Genomic DNA, 17968 nt, shown 5'->3' on the forward strand with positions numbered 1-17968 from the left:
ATATACCCCCTTATGAGGGATTCGCTTACATTACTTTCGGAGGAGATATATATCCAAATCCCCTATAAGGGTTGTTGCGGGCGTGGTCATGTGGCCAGATTGCCGTTTTACGACCCCCAAACACCACCTGACCTGCGCAAACGTCCTCGAACTGCCTGACCACACCTGTGGTCAAGTGGTGGCGGATGCAGCCAGGACACTGTTTTCGCACCCCACCAGGTAGGGGCAGACCCCTACGCGCGCGTGCGCGCGAGGGGTATCCCCCTCCGATTTTCCACGATCCGGAACCGTTGATCGCGGCGCGCTGGGCGTCGAGGCGTTAACCCGACCCTGGCCTGCAGACGATGGCCCATGTTGGTGAGTGAACAGACTTTCTGTCCCCGTCCCTCACCGAAAGGCACCCTTGCGATGCACCAGAGGCGCCCTGGGCTCAGCCCGGGCACATCGTTGATCTTGCCCGGCAACGTCGTCGACTACGTCGTCGCCTTCGACGACTTCGCCAGCGCCATCAGCGTCCCGGCGCCGTCCCTGATGGCGAGCCCCTTGATCGGGCTGCCGTTGCCACCGGCCGGATGGAGCCCTCGGGATTTCGCGCCTGAGCTCATCTGGCATCCAATGGCCTGGTTGCCGGAACGGTTGAAGCGTCCGCTGACCAACGGCGATGACGTCGAACCAGACAACGGCTGGGTGCTGCGCGTCGGTCTGGAACTGCAAGAGTCCGGCCTGTACGACCAGGTGTCCGGGTCTTGGTTTGACGTCCTGACGCATCTTGGGATCGACCCGGCGAACGCCGACGACGCCCACCGCCTATCGTCCTGGCTGGCCGGCGGTCCCGACCGGCGGCTGGACGAGTTCGACCTGGACGAACTGATCTTCGTCGAGGACGCACCCGAGTGGTCGCTCGAAGCCGCCATTTCCAGCCTGGAACCGCTGGAGGTCGTTGCCCGCACGAAGGCTGCCCGACAGTTGCTGGCGATGTGCAACGAGACTCTGACCGGCGATGGGGTCGAGCCTGCCGAGCAAGCCGAAATGGTGGGGATGATGCTGACGCTTGGCGTCTGGGCAACGTGCGGGGATGAGGCGTTGGGCGCACGCATCGAACAGGTCCGCGAACGTCTGGACGCCTACGCCGGCGGGCTGTCCGATGCGGGGTCACCCGTGTTCGCGCTGTCTGCGATCTTCGCCGACATGGTCGATGCTGGCGAGCCGATCGAGAACGACCTTCTGGCCCAGTTCGAGCGGGTCCGGCGCCAAACCGGCCTGTCCGAGTTCGCCGCCAGCTAACGACGACAGGCGTCGCACCGTAAGCCCATGGCCGATTTCGTACACCTCCACAATCACACCGAGCACTCGCCTTTGGACGGCTTGCAACGGGCACGGGAGATGGTTGCTGCGGCCGCCGCGGACGGTCAGCGTGCGATCGCCGTGACCGACCACGGTTCTCTCGGCGGCACGATGGCCTTGGCCAGGGCGGCCGATGAGTTCGGGCTAAAGGCAATAGGCGGCTGCCTCCTGCGAGGTCAGGAGATCTACACGTCGGCCGGGGTGAAGGCGGTGGAAGATGTGGAGGTAGGGGACCTCGTGCTCACGCACCGCGGACGCTTCCGTCCAGTAGTGCGGACAATGACGCGCCGCTACGAAGGCGGCGGCTTCAGGATGCACCTGTCCGGGCGGTACTCCCGCACGCTGACGCTGACCGAGGAGCATCCGATCCTTATCCGCACGCGCGACGGACGACTCGATTGGACGAAGCCTGGTGAGATTGTTGCCGGCAGGCCCGGCAAACGCGAAGGCGCCTCCGCATGGAACTCCTGGGTTTGCCTGCCAAAACTGGAGCAGAAGCCGTACATCATCGACATGGCGACAGTGTTGCCCGCATCTGGCGGCTGGTCCTTTCGACCAAACGCCATGAAGTCGTATCGGCGTCACCATGCTCCCTGTGAGTGGCCGGTACCTCGCATGCTTGAGATTGACGCGGATCTGGCGTACCTCATGGGCGTGTACGCCGCTGAGGGGCACCTGGGCGTCAGGCAAGGTGAACCAAACGGGCGGATCGGGACAACGCACCACATCAGCGAACAATTCATCGTGGATCGGATTGGTCGCGTCGCAAACCGGTTCGGTGCTCAACTCATTAGCCGTCCCCGGGGTGGCTATCGTGAACGCACGATCAACGCCGAGTTCAATTGCCTCCCAATAGCACTCCTGCTCGCCGACACCGTCGGGCGCGGAGCTTCATCTAAAACGGTACCTGCTGGAATCATGACGGCACCGCTCGATGTAAAACGATCTTTCGTACGCGGGCTGCTTGACGGAGACGGTCGAACGTTGGGTATCCCAAGCAACACCAAGAACCGTGCCGACCTCCGAACTACCTCTCCACACCTCGCGTGGGGTCTGCGCGCCCTCTTGGCGGACGAGGGATTCTTCCCCCACGTCGGACGCAAGTCCCGAGCGCCATTCCAAGACATCTACCAAGTTCCGTACAACCCACTAAGGAGCTTCGCGTACGGGAAGCACGACGAGAGCTTCAGCTACCGTCCGGTGGCTCGGGTAGACGAGATCCGTATCGAAGACGATGTCTTCAACTTTGAGGTCGAAGAAGACAACTCATACGTCTCAGATTTCGTTCTCCACAATTGCGAGGGCTACTTGGCCATCGGCTCCAGGTTCGAGCAGAACACCGCCACCTCGGAGTCCGGCTTCGAGGGCTCGAAGGTCCGGCGGTACCACCACCTGACGATGCTGGCTGCGAGCCGGATCGGCTGGACGAACCTGGTGAGCGTGTCCAACGAGGCCGCGAAAACGGTGTGGTACCAGCCACGGATGGACTACGACCTGCTGACCGAGCACGGCGACGGGCTGATTCTGGGCACCGGCTGCTTGGGCGGCCCGGTGATCGCCGCGATGCTGGACAACCCCGGCGACGCACTGGCCCGCGGCGTCGCCGAGACCGAACGGCTGCTGGCGTGCGTCGGCGGCGACAAGAGCCGGTTGTTCGTGGAAGTCATGGACCACGGCATTCCCGCCCAGCGAGCCGTGATGGACAACCTGACCGCGATCGCAGCCCACTTCGGGTTGCGCATGGTCGCCACCAACGACGCCCACTTCACCCACGAGCAGCAGCAGGGCGACCACGACCGGCTGTTGGCTATCGGGGTCAACAAACCGTTCGACGACCCAGACCGTTTCCGGTTCACCGGATCCGGCTACTGGCTGCGCACCGGCGCTCAGATGCGTCAGGTGTTCCCTGATCGGATCGGCGGCCAGGACGTCGTTGCGAACTCCCTGGCCATCGCCGAGCAGGTCGAAGACACTCTGTCGGCATTCCTGCCGACCAACCGGATGCGGCTTCCGAAGTTCCCGGTGCCGGCCAAGATCCAGCAGACCAGTGAACGTCGCGGCGACCCCAGTCCGCAGGACACGCTGCTGCGGCTGTACGTGCTCGACGGCGCCAAGCAGCGCTTCGGGAAAGCCATTCCCTCCGAGGTATCTGAGCGTCTCGACTTCGAGCTCGGCGTCATTTCCGGATTCGGGTTCGCCGACTACTTTCTGATCCTTGCCGAGTTGGCGCACTGGGTGCGTTCGCAAGGCCACAACCTCGGCTCCGGTCGCGGATCGGCCGCAGGGTCGATGGTGGCGTTCTGTCTGACCATCACTGACGTCGACCCGATCGAGCACGGTTTGCTGTTCGAGCGGTTCCTCGACGTGACCCGCAAGGGTATGCCGGACATCGACCTGGACTTCCCGCAGGGACTGGTCGGCGATGTCGTCGCGCATCTACAGGACGTCTGGGGCGAGCGGCACGTTGCGCAGATCGGCACCTACGGCACCAAGAAGGCCAAGTCGTTGGTGCGCGACATGACCCGGTTGGGCGGCGACCCGAGCCTGGGGGAGCGGCTGTCGGAGGCGATCCCGAAGATCAACAAGGGCCTGGCTGTCCTTATGGACCCCACCCACGCCGACGGTGCCGCACTGCGCGACCTGGTGGCAGCGGACGCCAAGGCGGCTGCTGTCATCCAGCAGTGCCTGCCGCTGGAAGGCGTGAAGGCCAGCCCCGGTATCCACGCCTGCGGCATCGTGCTGTGTGACGAGCCCCTGGACGACCTGATCCCGATGCGCGTGGATTCCAAGACCGGCCAGTGGGTGACCACCTGGGAGGCGGGCGAACTGGAGTCGGTCGGCTTCGTGAAGTTCGACCGACTGGCACTGAAAAACCTCGACGTCATCGCCGGGTGCACGAAGATGATCCAGGCAGCAACTGGTGAGGTTGTCGACACCCGCTACGGGCACCTGCCGATGGACGCCACCAGCGACCCCCGAGCCAAAGCCGCCTGGGATCTGTTGGCCGCCGGTGACACTGCCGGCCTGTTCCAGGTGTCCAGTTCAGGTATGACGAAGCTGGTGAAGGGGATTGCGCCGCAGAGCCTTTCGGAACTCTCCGATGCTGTGGCGTTGTACCGTCCCGGCCCGATGGGTGCAGGCATGCACGAGCGGTACGTGGCGCGCAAGCGCGGTGACGAACCGGCCACCTATGACTACCTGACTTCCGACCCAGCAGAGCAGGCCGCGTTGGCGAGCGTCCTGGACGGGTCGATGGGGTTGATCGTGGTCCAGGAGCACCTGATGTCTCTGTCGCGTGTCGTGGCTGGGTTCGGCCCGGGCCGACGCAACAGATTGCGCAAGGCGTTCTCCAAGAAGGTCGAAGCTGAGATGAGGGCGCTTCGAGAGGACTTCCTGTCGGGCGGTCTAGTGGCGACTGTGGACGATCCGGACAACGACACCGAAGCTTCAATTCCGTTCTCCCGCAACACGCTTGACGCACTGTGGACGACGTTCGCCGCATCGGCTAGCTATATCTTCAACGCCAGCCACTCCACCCCTTACGCCTACATCGCCTATCAGACGGCGTTCCTGAAAGCCAACTGGCCTGCGCACTACGCGGCCGCACAGTTGGCCGTGACCGAGAAGGACTCCGACCGATTGCCGGTGCTTCACTCGATCCGTCACAGCGGTATCTCGGTACTTGGTCCCGACCTCCTGAATGGAGGGCTGGACACTGCTGCCATTGATGAACGCACCATCCGGATTGGTCTGTCGGAGATCGTGGGCGTCAAAGACAACGCCGCTGCGCTGCTGGCAGCCCGCGACTCCGACGGTCCGTTCACCTCGTTGGCTGACGTGGTCGCCAGGGCAAAGGCCGCCGACGGCCGGAAACTTCCGATCAACGTGATCGAGGCGCTCATCGACGCCGGTGCGCTCGACGGCTTGGGTCACCCACGGATGGGCATGTTGGCCGTCGTACGCGCCTTCGGTGCCGATGCAGCGGGCGAAGACGTCGATGTGCCAGTGCCCGACATCGAGTTTTCCACGACCGAGCGGGCGGAGCGGGAACGAGCTCGGCTCGGGGTCGTCATCGGGACACACCCGCTGACCGTCATGCAGACGCACGTCCGTGAATGGAACCCGACCGGCGACCAGAGTCCGTGCGTCCCCGTACAGGGCCTGCGTCCGGCAGCCAACGTCGTCACGAAGGCGGTCGTGTCCGAATGGGTCGAGCGGCCCGCGCGAAACGGCGGGATGCGTGCCAACTTCACGCTGGAGGGTTCGACAGGCGCGATCACTGGTGTGATCTGGCCGAACCGGCTGGCGGTCGCCACCGCAGCTAGTGGTGGACGGCACCCGGTGCCCGGCGACATCATCGCCATGCGCGGACGGGTCAAAGTCGTCACGATGCGCAAGGACGACAACGACGAGGTCGACGGTGAAGCCGACGACGAGATCATCGAAGACCCACAGGTGGAGATGGTCGGCGCCAACTTCTGGCTGGCCGACTTCGATGACCCCGCCCGGGATCAGTTGCCACCGTGGCAGTCGCTGCGCCGACCGATCGAACTGGCTCCACGGCCGACGATCGCAGGCAACGCGGGCACAGCCACCATGACCGCCGCAGACACAGTGTTGGAGCTTGACGCCGAAATGGTCGACTCGACCGTGACGTTGCGCCGCCGGATGCGTCTGCGCTTCGGCCGGGTCGTCACCCGTGACGAAATGACCCGGGTCAGTCGGTTGTGGACCGATATGGAGCCCGGCGAAGCGATCGACCTGTCCACCAAGGGGTTCGAGGTTGCGCACGAGGTGCGACTGATCCGCGTGTAGCCGATTGCGACGCAGCGCCGCTGCGCGCTGCGTCGCACCGTGCAGGAGTGAGCGACTTCCCTTCATTGATCGGCCTGTCCGGGTTCGCCCGCTCAGGCAAAGACACGGCCGCCGCCTGCTTGAAACCCTACGGCTACACCCAGGTCGCGTTGGCGGACCCGTTGCGAGCCATCGCATACGACCTGAACCCGTTGCTGCCGTCGGGTTTTCGGCTCTCGCAGCGCGTGGACGCTGTCGGCTGGGAAGGTATCAAGGCCGACCCTGTGGATGCGCCGGAGCTGCGGCGGATGCTGATCGCTCTCGGCATGAGTTGCCGGGAGCGTCTGTGTCCATCGGTGTGGGTGGATGCTTTACGGACGCGGTTCGCCGCGCGTGGTCCCGGGGAGCGGATTGTGGTCTCCGACGTGCGATTGGCGAACGAAGCGCAGGCAGTGCACGACCTGGGCGGCGTGGTCATCCGCGTGACGCGCCCAGGGGTGGGACCCGCGGTGCGGCACGTCACCGAGCAACCGCTACCGGAGGACATGGTGGAGGCCACGCTCGTCAATGACGGCAGCGTCACTGACCTGGCTGGCCGCCTGGTCGAGTTGCTCGATGACCGATCTCTGGTGGGTTGGCAACGCGCGGAGCACCCCGTCCAGGCTGGGGCGTCAGCGACGGTCCGTCGCACCGTAGGGGCATGAATCCGTTCACCAGCAGTCCGGTCCTCGACGTCACGACGCCGGACACGACGACCGCCACGTTCGATGCCGCCGCGACCCCGGTGCTGATGGAGGCGTTGTACGCCCTCTACAGCGACCCAGTCACTGCCGTCACCCGCGAACTGATCTGCAACGCAGTCGATTCGCACGCCTCCGCCGGGCAGGCCAGCCCAGTGCGGGTGCAGGTGCAAGACACCGAGGACGGCCCGGACGGCCGGTCCCGGTGCGTGTTCGTGGTCGCCGACACCGGCCTGGGCCTGGACCGCGAAGGTTTGATCCGCACGTTCAGTAGCTTCGGCGGCTCCGACAAGCGAGAGGCGACCGAGCAGATCGGCGGCTTCGGGCTGGGCGCGAAGTCCGCGCACGCGGTGACGTCGACGTTCACTGCGGAAGGTGTCAAAGATGGCCGGCGCAGTGTGGCGATGATGTCGTTGTCGCCGGAAGGTGTCGGCCAGGTGAGCATCCTGGTCAACGCCGCCCCGACCGGTGCGCCGAACGGGGTTACCGTGCGCGTCCCGATGGAGTTGAACACGTTGGCACTGAGCCAGGCGGTCGATTCGGTGAGTAAGTGGTTGCCGACCGGCTCGGTGGAGTTCGACGGCCAGCTCAACGTCTGCACGCTGGACTCGGGCTTTCGCCTGTCAGACTCGGTGACGCTGGTGAAAGACCAGATTCCGGCGGTGGTGATGGGCGGTGTGCGCTACCCGCTGACCAGTCGACAGAGGCACAGACTGGCTGAGTCGCTGCACAACTGCGGCGTGCCGGTGAAGTCAATGCCGACCGGGCTCGTCATCACGTTGCCGCTGGGCGCGGTCCGCCCGGCACCAGCGCGAGAAAGCATCCGGGACAACGCCGACACCGACGCGGTTCTGTTGGAAGCGACCCGCGACATCGGGACGTTGGTCAACGCCCTGGCGGACACGATGGACAACCCGGCGCCGCTGATCGACGCCGCGCCGGTGCAGGTGACCTGGCGGGGAATCAAGACCTGGGACCGGACCGACCCCGCCTTCGCCGGGACGGCCGTGGAACGATGTGCCGGCAGCGGCACCGGGTTCGCGTTGCGCAGCAGCAACCTCGATCACCAGGGCGCGATCAAGTCGAAGATCTACGACAACGTTTCCGATCAGGTCCGGGTGCATCTGACCTCCGGCGCGAACACCGTCGCCGTTGTCACCGACGGCAGCGTCGAGCAGGTGAAGTACCTGCGGACCAACGCCCGCCTGGTCTCGGCCGGCGCGGGTGTCGTGCAGCGGTACGTCGTGGTGGACCAGCCCTCCGGTCACATCGGATACCTGCCCTACGGCCCGGGCGAGGACCAGATTGCGACGTGGACGTTTGAGGAGTTCCGCGCGAAGGTGGTGCGCCCGACCCGTCAGCGGACGGTCACTTTCCAAACCTGGTTGCCTGGCGGCGGAGATGCGCAGCATCTGGACACCGCGGGCGTCAACGCGCTGTCCGGGCGGCTGTACGTCGTCGGTGAAAGCTTTGCGCGGTACAACAACGCCTGGCTGCGTGAGGCGTCCGACCATCTGGGGTGCCCGATCGTCGCCAACGGGGCCAAGAAGGCGTCACCGGGCCGGTTCGGCAAAGGCAAGAAGTCGACCCTCGACGTGCGGGTGCTCGACCTGGGCCTGGTCCGCGACAGCGTGTTCACCACGATCCCGCAGACCTCCCTGGACAAGACCGCCATCGGCGAGGCGTTCGGCCAGGTACACCGCGGCGACTACGACAAACTGCTCGACCCGGTGGTGCGTGACGCGCTGGTGGATTCCCCCGACCTGACGCAACTGTCCCGGCTGCAGCGCTGGGCACTGGAACAGCAGTCCGGAGCCACCATGCGCGGCGAGGTGCCGCAGTGCTACGCGCACCTGCCGCGGAGCTATGCCGCCCGGGGTTTGCGGTCGGCGCAGTTCGTGGAACTCGCCAACGGGCTGTGGGCGCTGGACCAGTTCCGCCAGCACGAAGCCGACCATGACAACCAGGAGGACCCCGCCTAATGCCCCGACCCGCCAAGCCGACCTGCGTCGCGCTCGACATCGAAACCGACACCAGCCCGCTGACCGCAGCCGAGCAGGCTGCCGGGCTCGGACCGCGCGGACTAGACCCTGGCCACACGCCTGTCACCGATGTCGCGTTCTGCGGCATGGACTTTCACGAAGTGTTCACCGGTGACGAAGCCAGCGTGCTGGCCGACACGATGGAGCTCATCTCGATGCTCGGCGAGCACGAGCATCTGGTGACCTGGAACGGTTCGGTGTTCGACCTTCCGTTCCTGGCGGCCAGGGCTGCGGTGCACGGCGTCGACGTCCCCTACCGCCTGGTGCTGGATCCGGCCATCGTGGCCAAGTACGACCCGTGCCCTGGGTTCGATGGCGGTTACCGCGCGCTGATCGACGGGCGCGATCGACACACTGACCTGGCCTATGTGGCGAAGCCGTTCGCGCAAGCACTCGGGGTGCCTTGGTCGTTGAAGCCGTTCGCCGAGCACTGTTTGGGGGAGCCGCTCGTCAGTGTCGATCGGAGCAAGATGCACGAGTTGACCGACGTCCAACGCCGCACGTACGTCGCCAGCGACGCCGACGGGACGTACCGGTTGGTGCCGTTCCTGTTGGGTCGCAGGAAGATTCCGGGCCTCGATGCAAGCGCCCGGCGGTGATCGCCTGGTTCCGGCGCAACCCGCTGGCTGCTGGGTTGTGGTCAGCCTGCGCAGCCTTGCTGGCGATCAGTCTGACCTGCGGTGGCGTCCTGGTGTGGCAGTTGTGGATCGGCAATGCGGTTGCGGCACAGGAGCATTCCGATGAAGTAAGGGCCCTACAGCAGCAGTGGAAGTCCGGCAGAACTGCCGCGCCGGGCAACGACCCGCGCGTCATGGCTCAGCCGGACGCCTACGGCACCCCGTTCGCGATCATGCGGGTGCCGCGGTTCGGGGCGGACTGGATCCAGCCGATCGTGCAAGGCGCGAACCTGGACGAGTTGGCCGCCGGAATCGGCCACGCGGCGGGGTCGGCGATGCCCGGCCAGGTCGGCAACTTCGCTGTCGCCGGGCATAGAACCACGCACGACAAGCCGTTTAACCTGATCGCAACGCTTCAGGCAGGCGACCTCATCACGGTTGAAACCGCCACGGACACCTACATCTACAAGGTCACCAGTCACGAGGTCGTCCAACCGACAGATGTTGCCGTATTCGACCCGGTACCAGGCAAACCCGGTGTTAAGCCAACAGTGGCGATGCTGACGATGTCTAGTTGCCACCCGGAGTTCAGCGCACGGGAACGGTACGTCGTACACGCAGTCCTGGTCGGTTCGCGCACCAAGACGGGGTGATTCGGGAACCTCGTCGCACCGTACGGGTGGACGGCGAACCCGCCGACCAAGTGCAGTGCCTCTACCAAAGGAATCCTCGAATGAGCAGCAACACCATCACCATCGCCGGCAACCTGACCAGCGACCCGGAGACCCGCTTTCTGCAGTCCGGTGTCGCCGTCACCAGCTTCACGGTGGCCAGCACGGACCGGAAGTACGACCGGGACTCGGGCGCCTGGGTTGACGGCGACACCGTCTTCCTGCGTGTGTCGGCCTGGCGCAAGCTCGGCGAGAACGTCGCCGCGTCCCTGCGCAAGGGCAACGCCGTCATCGTCACCGGCAAGTTGAAGTCGAACGTCGTCGAGAAGGACGGTGCCAAGATCACCTACTTCGAGATCGACGCCGAGACGGTGGGAGTGTCTCTGGCGAACGCCACGGCCGCGATCACCCGTAACGCCCCCGCGGGCGGCGCGTCGGGAAACGCACAGGCCCAGCAGGCTTCGGCCGCTCCCGCTGGGCAGCAGTACGCGCAGCCGCAGCCCGTTCAGCAGGCCGCGCCGGTCGCAGCGCCGCAGCCCGCGTACGCCGGCGGGCAGGACTTCTGATCGGAGGGTAGCCCGCAGTCGCCAACCGCGTCCGAGAAACACTCGGGCGCGGTTGGTTTGCGTCGCACCGTGCCTCGGTGAACGTTGACTCCCTCCTGCACCGCTGGCCGCACACGACTGGCGCGTTGTGGTGCGCCGCCGCGCTGGTGGTGTCGATCGTGCTGGCGTGCGCAGTCCGTCGAGTCCGGTCGCACCGCAGTTACCAGCGGGATCCGTTGCGAGTGTTCAGCCAGCAGGACAAAGCGACCGTCTCCGCGTGGTGCGGTGGCCGATGCGAGCACAAGTCGTTGCTGCTGCCTCGTTGCCGGGCGCGTGGGACCGCCGGCGATCACCTGGTCCCGCACTCCAAGGGCGGCCCGACCACGTTGGAGAACCTGCAGATGCTCTGCACGCGCCACAACCTGCGCAAGTCCAACAAGACACCGTCTCGGTTGTACCTGTACCGGTTGGCTGCTCGTCGGCGCGCCTACTTTCCGGACGGACAACCCAGACTCACTCGCCGCTAGCCCGCCGATCGGTGCGACGCGTCTCGGTGGTGCCCGCCAACCAACAAGGCGAGGAAAGCAGTAACTCGACCCTGGGTTTGCGGACCTGGCCCATGTAGGTCAGTGAGGCCGCAAAAAGGGGGCCGACCACCGACACGGAGGAAGTCTCGTGCGCATCACCAAAGTCCAGACCCTGGCCATCCAGGCCGAAGGTTCCACCTCGAACATGTCCGGTGCCTGGTCCGGCGTGTGGTCGAAGCTGACCAGTTCCGTGCCGAACCTCGGCACGCTGCTGACGTTGGTGGCGTTGGCGCTGGTCGCGTTCGCGATCATCAAGTACCTGATGGATCGGCGTCGCGGCGGCGGCGGCAACGCACAGCACTTGGCGTGGACGCTGGTGGCTGCCGGTGTGTTTGCCGCTCCCGGGTTGCTGTTCCCGCTGTTCCTGAAACTGGCCGATGGCGCGATCAACTGGGGTGGCTCAGTCCTGGGCGGCTGAGCCTCCGCGATGTACGTCTACGACCTGTCCGGGTTGACCCGGAGCCGCTCCGAAGACCGCCGGATGACCTGGCGGGGGTGGGATATGCCGCGCCGCACCTTCTACCTGTTGCTGGCCGTGTCGATTCCGATGCTGCCGATCACCGCGTGGGGATACACCCTGATGGGCATATGGGTGGTTGTTCCGGTGCTGGCCGCGTACGGGCTCATCTACTGGTTGGTCGAGACCCGCACGGCAGACGGTATGCGGCTACGGCGCTATCACGCGCTCATGGACTACCAGCGCTCCAACCGCGGCAGCTTCATCATGTGCGGACGTGAAATCTCGCCCGGCACCATCCGGCTGCACGTTCTGAGACAAGCCAATCGGCCGGCGTACGACGACAGCGCTGAGGCGCTCAGTGCAGCCCAGGAGCACACCACGCCGGAGACCGTATTCGGCTAACCAGCCAGAGCCAGCCCACCGCACCAACCAAAGGACCAGACTTTGCTGTCACGCAACGCGTTCCGTCGAGCCGCTCGCTGGCTGACGCTGTTCGCCGTCGTCTTCACCGTCGTGCTGAGCACGGTCGGTGTCACATCGGCAATCGCGTCGGCGCCGAGCCGCACGTTGGCTCTCGGCACCGGAACCGTTGCGGGACAGGAGGTTACCTACCTGCCGGCGTTCCGCCCGATCTCGCCGGACGAAGGAAGCGCGACCGCCCCGGTGTGCTCATCCAGCGGCAGTAGCGACGGCAGCACGAGCAGCGACCTACTGGCCGTGAACCGTTGGGCTCCAGTCACTTCCAACCTGCATTCCCGATTGGACGCGGACGCTTGGGGTGACATCAGCAACAAGGTGCAGCGCAACCAAGTCGACTCCACCATGCTCAGCGTGGGCAACGCGATGTGGCAAGCCTCGACATCGCTGGTGGAGTTGTCGAACAACTTCTGCATCGCCGACGGCATCGGCTACACCATCGACAACAAGGCTGGCGAACTGGCCAAGACGTTGTGGGGCGACGGGTCGGCCGGCGGCGTCACGATCGTCCTGCTACTGCTGATCGGTGCGATCGCGATGGCCGTGATGAGGGCACGCCAGTCGCCGGGGCAGTTCGGCAGAGCGATCATCAAGCCGGTGATGGTCCTGGCCCTGTTTGCCGTCATGATGAACGGCGCGCTGAGCACGGTTCCCGGCAAGTTCGGCACGATGAGCCCCGGCTGGATGGTCAACGCCGCCAGCAACGTCGTGTCCGGGGTTTCTGGCGCGGTCGCGGCACCGATCGCCGACAACGCCTACGCGAACAGCTTCGCGACCCAGAACGCGCGTGATTCTGCGTCTCAGAACGACGCGTCGTGCATCAACTACTTGACGGCCATGCGTTCGCAGTACGAAAAGAGTTTCGGCGGATCCAGTGCCTCGTTGAGGTCGTCAGCGGCTGTGCCTTTGGCGATGGACTCGATGTGGCAACTCAGTGGGTTGTCCAGCTACGTGCGCGCCCAATATGGGACTGACAACAACTACGGTTGGGCCAGCTTCTGCCGAGGACTTGAAGTCAACGCGGGATCCTCCCTGGTCGACGACGCAAAGACAGGTGTCTCAGTTCCGGAGCTTCTGGCGGCGCAAGGGATGAGCGCGCCCAGTACCGTGACGACGTCGTGGGCGTTCGCACCGGCCGACGGCACCACATGGGACGAGATGGCAGTCTTCTGGGCTGCCTGCCAGACCGGTGACGGTGGCAAGAGCTGGTCCGTTGCGCCGGGTTGGGAGACGGTGTCTAACAGTCACACAGACGCCAAGACCCTGGACGCCAAGCAGTGCCTGGACTTCTACAACGGCACCGGCAGCAAAGACGACATGTTCTTCAACTGGCAGGACGATGCCAGCGCTGTCCAGACTGGGACGAAGGACGTCAGTTCGGCCGCGATCAGCAGTGGCAACAACCCGCGAGACTTTCTCAACGTCCTGCACGGCACAAGTACGGGTTCGGCGTCCACCGCGGCGATGCTCTATGCCATGTTCAGCGTCATCAACCTGTTCATCTTCGGGGTGATGGCCGGGATGATCTTCGTGCTCAAAACGCTGCTACTGGCGTTCGGCTTGTTCGTGTTCTTCGTATTGCTCGTCGACATCTTGCCGATCCACCGTGAAAGTCAGACGCTGCGCTATTTCAAGACGACGCTCGGCTTCGTCGTCGTCGCTTTCGGCTACAGCTTGGCGTTGTCAGTGATGATCTTGATGACCAGCTTCATCCTGTCCATCGGCGACGCCATGGGGCTGTCTGGCTTCTTCGACGTCCTGTGGGTGTCGGCCGCCCCGATCATCGCGATCGTGGCGATGAAGATGATCTGGAAGAAGATCGCCAAAGCACCGGACCCGTTCAGTGTCCGCGGAGCCAAGGGGTACATGTCCAGCGCTGCGTCCGGCATGATCGGCGGCGCCGCGGCAGAAGGCGTGTCCGGACTGTTCCAGCGTGGCAAGGAAGCGATGCCGGGCATGGGCCGCAACGCCAACGCTGGCGGCGTCATGGGCGGCGCGGGCAGCGGCTCGACCGTGGCCGGAGGAACCACCAACCCGCAGGGTGCTTCTGCTCGTTCCGGTGGTGCCGACCCTCTGGCGCGTGAGATCGACGGCAACGCGGCCGGTGGGTCTGCGGGTGCGGGAGTCGACCCAGAGGTCGCTGAGCGTGCCGGCGCCGCAGGGTACGACCTGGACAGCAATGGTCGACCTGTCGCTGGCACCGGAGACGGAAGTTTGGACGACGAACTAGCCTCTGGCGCAGCAGCTGCGGGCGGTGCAAGCGCCAGCAGCGCATACGACCACAGCAACGTCGAACGTCGCTACGACCCGAAGGCTCAGCGCAAATCGCGTCGCGAGGGCGCCGCTCAGCGCCGCCAGTGGTACGGGGGCCGCGACGAGGTCGCCGGGGGAGCGAAGGCGAAGGTCGCCAACGAGCTCGCCGCTCGTCGTCAGCGTGCCATCCAAGCTCTACGCTCCAACCCGGTGAAGTCGACGCTGCACAGTCGCGGAGCCTGGACCGCCGTTGGTGCCGCGGGGCTCGCTGCCGGGGCCGTCACAGCGATGCCTGCGGCGTTTGCTGTGGCTGGCGCCGCGGGCCTGGTGGCTGCAGGGTCAACCCTGTCGCGCCGTGGCCGGGCACACCGTCAGTCGCGCAAGCTGCTCGACAACCGCGAGAAGAACGCGTTCTTCGACTCGATGAACCGTCAGGCGTCCGAGCGCAACAAGGAAGCAACCCGTCGCGCCGAGGAAGCCACGCAGCAGCGACAGCAGCAAGCCGCTGGTGGGCAGCAAGCCCCGGTGACGCCCCTGCCGGCAGCACCGGCCGCCGGACAGCAGGGCGCGCGCGGCGTCCAGAGCAATGCACCAGGTACCGCCGGGGACGACCCGCTGCCGGGCGAGCAGTCCAAGGACACATCAGGTACGACCACAGAGCAGGTCGTTGTCGGACCGGCCGCCCAGCGCGACGACGCGACGGCCCTTCCGGGTGACGACACCGACGCCAGCGGTACCGGTGTCGGCGATCTCACGGACCCGCCCGACAACGTCCCGGCGACGGTCGGCGCGCCTGCCGAGTACGCCGACCCGGCCTCTGACACTCCGGTGACGGCGGCCCCGCAGCAGGTCCAGAACCCACCTCTTGCTGTTCCCTCCGCGACGGCCCAGCAGAGCCAGCCGGAGCTGCCGCAAGACGCACAGCAGGCCCCGAGCCCGCAGCGTGACGTTCCTACGGCTCAGGAACCGTCGACCCGCGCCGCGTGGCGTCAGTCTCGTCCTCGGTTCGGGGCACCCCGCGAGCCGCTGACGCCGCCGAGCGGCGATGACAACCCTGTGCCGCCAACCAATGGGGCATGAGCAAGATGGGTGAGCGATGACCGTGGTTGAACAGCCGAGAGCCCCCGCCGGAGACCCCAACGGCGGTAGGTTCAGCGCTGTGATCCGTCCTGAATCTCCGATCGAGTTGTCCGGCCCCAACGCGGGGGGCACCTACCGGCACCCTCCACGCATCAAGGACGTCGACGAATACGTCCAGTTTTGGGCGTCGGTCACGATCACCGACGAGGACTGTGAGACATTCGGCGACAATTACTTGGCGCACAGGGACCAGCAGGCAGGGGCCGCCAGCGCCGCCTTTGGGCAGGCGAACCCGTGGCCGCAGAACGCACCAAAGTCGAAGAAGTACCCGGACGGTGTGACGCCGGAAATCGCCGAGGCGCGACGGATCTGGAAGCAAGGCCGCGACATGGCCGTTGCGGAGGAGCGCGAAAAGGATCAAGTCGTATACACAGTCTCGTCACGCGATCTGTGCCGGCTGCGGGGCATGTGGACGTTCCGGTGGCAGCTAGATAAGGAGGACGCTGCGCTCTTGGAGCAGCAAGCGTTCGTCCTTGGCGACGGACGACAGGGGACGTTGGCTGACTTTGCACGGATGTACGAGTTCGACCAGTACGACGTCCAATACAACGCCAAGAAGCGTGCGGCCGAGGAAGAAGCCGCGCGCCTTGCTCGGGAGACGGCGAAGGCCACCAAGGACGCCGCGTTCTGGACGAAGGATTCCGCCAGCTACCTGGGTGCTATCAACACCAACCAGGTCAGCCAGATGAACCCGTACTAAGCCACCACGGAGGCCCAAGAGGCGGCGCACCGGACTGGTCCCTGGTGCGCCGCCTCTTGTCGGCGCGGCTCTGCTTCTAGGCGGTCAGCCTGCTGACCATCGTCTGGATGACGCTCTGCACGCTCGGGCTCATGGTGTTCTGCCATGCCCCGGCGGTGAAGCCGTTGGCTTCGGCTGTGACCCCGCCGTTGAACGTCGTCCCGTCATGCGCGCTCTTGTCGGGCGCGAAAGACACGATGAAGCCACGTTGAGTAGTCCCAACCTGGCACTGCAGGAGTGTGGCCGTGCCAGGGCGCTGCGCCACAACCACACCGAAGGTCTCACCGGACGGCACGTCCTTGCCGGACAGGTCCTTGTAGACCGCAGCGGCGCTGGCGGCGTCAGTGACTCCCGTCAGCGTCCGGCAAGCGGCCTCGGCGCTGGCATCGTCGGTGATCGACTTCCACGAGACCTTTGTCGATGCACCGGCACCAGACCCCGGGTTTCCACCACTGCCGCCGGCCGAGCCTCCGCTGCACGCGGCCATCGAGAAGCTGGCAGTGACGGCCAACGCCGTTGCTGCCAACTTGGCACTCGTCTTCATGGTCAGCATCAGTCCTCCCTGGTCGTGGGCGGACCGCGCGGCCCGGCCTAGTTGGTTGGGGGCATCTGCTGGGCGGCTTCTGGCCGTTGTAGACACTCCATGCGCTGGACGGTGCGACGTGGCATCGCCGGGCTCCCACGCGAGGCCCGGTCGACTTGGTTTATGCTGTCCTGACGGTGCGACGCCGCTCGTCGCTGGGAGCGTCGGATCGAGCGATTGCATGACCATTCCTTTCGACCACCCCTGGGGGTGAGGGTGGCCGCGGCAATCCTGCCTGCCGCTCGGACCAATGGGTCTGCGGCGCGCCGAGCGCGGTCGGGTCGGCTTCCCTTCTTGGAGTGATCTACGGCGCAAAACTGGCACAGAGCCGATCTTGTGATCTCGGCTGTGGGAGCCTCTGCGCTGTGCTGATCGACGACGCTGAGCATGGGGACCTGGCAGCCCTGGCCGAACTGGCCCGCGTGCTCACGTTCCGCAACCTGCGGCTGCTTGAACTCCTGCGACAGGCCGAGGCACCGGCGCTGCCTCGCGATCTAGGTCTGACCGCTGGCGACTTGAACGCCGCGGAGAAGCTCCGCATCCTGGCCCGCGTCGGCTTGGTTCGCCCGGTTCCGACGAAGCCGCTGCGCTACGTGATCGAGCCGGGTGTCCTGCCCCGGCTTGGCAAGCTCGTGGCTCGGCTGGGTGCGAAGCAGGCCGTGGCCGTGGGGTCTGTCGCGGGCGCGTCTGGACCCACGAAATAGTTAAGAGGCTTTTACCTTGGAAATCGCCGAGCCCCACGAAACGCCCACGAAACCCCCGCATATCTGCGCCGATCGGTAGGGTTGTAGCGGTTTCCCGAACCACCACAAAGCGCGGCATAGCGCGGTAGAGCGGCGATGACTCGTTCATGGCATGGAAGAGGTCAGGGGTTCGAATCCCCTATGCTCCACCACAGGCTGGCGGCGGGTTGCCCGCTGTTATGCCAGGTAGATCTTGCGGAGGGTCTCGCGGACGGTCCAGGTGGTGTGTTCGC

General features: G+C 65.5%; 14 protein-coding genes and 1 pseudogene. 14 read left to right on the forward strand and 1 reads right to left on the reverse strand.

Annotated elements, in window-relative coordinates; genetic code table 11:
- Positions 1-453 precede the first annotated feature (453 nt).
- From AZH51_RS08685 to AZH51_RS08740, 13 genes and pseudogenes are all read left to right on the forward strand, one after another.
- Positions 454-1284: a hypothetical protein gene (locus AZH51_RS08685; protein WP_291523293.1), complete on the forward strand. Its 831-nt coding sequence runs from the start codon at positions 454-456 to the stop codon at positions 1282-1284.
- A 27-nt stretch (positions 1285-1311) separates the two neighbouring features.
- Positions 1312-2466: pseudogene (locus AZH51_RS18735) on the forward strand (PHP domain-containing protein); the annotation flags it as partial.
- Positions 2467-2544: 78 nt separating this feature from the next.
- Positions 2545-6159 carry a DNA polymerase III subunit alpha gene (gene dnaE / locus AZH51_RS08690; RefSeq protein WP_291523295.1) on the forward strand — a complete coding sequence of 1205 codons (3615 nt, stop codon included), beginning with the start codon at positions 2545-2547 and terminating at the stop codon, positions 6157-6159.
- Positions 6160-6206: 47 nt separating this feature from the next.
- Entirely contained in the window at positions 6207-6842 is a 636-nt protein-coding gene (locus AZH51_RS08695) for a hypothetical protein (RefSeq protein ID WP_291523297.1), read from the forward strand.
- Positions 6839-8860, forward strand: a complete 2022-nt coding sequence (locus AZH51_RS08700) for an ATP-binding protein (protein ID WP_291523298.1) — start codon at positions 6839-6841, stop codon at positions 8858-8860. The genes AZH51_RS08695 and AZH51_RS08700 overlap by 4 nt, the downstream gene beginning before the upstream one ends.
- Positions 8860-9519: a hypothetical protein gene (locus AZH51_RS08705; RefSeq protein ID WP_291523300.1), complete on the forward strand. Its 660-nt coding sequence runs from the start codon at positions 8860-8862 to the stop codon at positions 9517-9519. Before AZH51_RS08700 ends, AZH51_RS08705 begins: the two co-directional genes overlap by 1 nt.
- The gene (locus AZH51_RS08710) at positions 9516-10190 is read left to right on the forward strand and encodes a class E sortase (RefSeq protein WP_291523302.1); all 675 of its coding nucleotides are present in this window, start codon (positions 9516-9518) and stop codon (positions 10188-10190) included. The genes AZH51_RS08705 and AZH51_RS08710 overlap by 4 nt, the downstream gene beginning before the upstream one ends.
- 80 nt (positions 10191-10270) lie before the next feature.
- Positions 10271-10774, forward strand: a complete 504-nt coding sequence (gene ssb / locus AZH51_RS08715) for a single-stranded DNA-binding protein (RefSeq protein WP_291523304.1) — start codon at positions 10271-10273, stop codon at positions 10772-10774.
- A gap of 77 nt (positions 10775-10851) precedes the next feature.
- Positions 10852-11280 carry an HNH endonuclease gene (locus AZH51_RS08720; RefSeq protein WP_291523307.1) on the forward strand — a complete coding sequence of 143 codons (429 nt, stop codon included), beginning with the start codon at positions 10852-10854 and terminating at the stop codon, positions 11278-11280.
- A gap of 148 nt (positions 11281-11428) precedes the next feature.
- Positions 11429-11758: a hypothetical protein gene (locus AZH51_RS08725; protein WP_109684985.1), complete on the forward strand. Its 330-nt coding sequence runs from the start codon at positions 11429-11431 to the stop codon at positions 11756-11758.
- A gap of 9 nt (positions 11759-11767) precedes the next feature.
- Positions 11768-12202: a hypothetical protein gene (locus AZH51_RS08730; protein ID WP_291523310.1), complete on the forward strand. Its 435-nt coding sequence runs from the start codon at positions 11768-11770 to the stop codon at positions 12200-12202.
- A 42-nt stretch (positions 12203-12244) separates the two neighbouring features.
- Positions 12245-15610 (forward strand): hypothetical protein, encoded by a 3366-nt coding sequence (locus AZH51_RS08735; RefSeq protein WP_291523312.1) that lies wholly within the window; start codon positions 12245-12247, stop codon positions 15608-15610.
- 79 nt (positions 15611-15689) lie between these two features.
- Entirely contained in the window at positions 15690-16370 is a 681-nt protein-coding gene (locus AZH51_RS08740) for a hypothetical protein (RefSeq protein ID WP_291523313.1), read from the forward strand.
- 76 nt (positions 16371-16446) lie between these two features.
- Here AZH51_RS08740 and AZH51_RS08745 read toward each other — a convergent pair whose 3' ends face one another.
- A complete protein-coding gene (locus AZH51_RS08745) occupies positions 16447-16962 on the reverse strand; it encodes a hypothetical protein (protein WP_291523315.1) in 516 nt (171 codons plus the stop codon).
- Positions 16963-17357: 395 nt separating this feature from the next.
- Here AZH51_RS08745 and AZH51_RS08750 point away from each other — a divergent pair, with 395 nt between their 5' ends.
- Entirely contained in the window at positions 17358-17696 is a 339-nt protein-coding gene (locus AZH51_RS08750) for a hypothetical protein (RefSeq protein ID WP_291523316.1), read from the forward strand.
- Positions 17697-17968 lie beyond the last annotated feature (272 nt).

The organism is Branchiibius sp. NY16-3462-2, from assembly GCF_001594145.1.
Classification (GTDB): domain Bacteria; phylum Actinomycetota; class Actinomycetes; order Actinomycetales; family Dermatophilaceae; genus Branchiibius.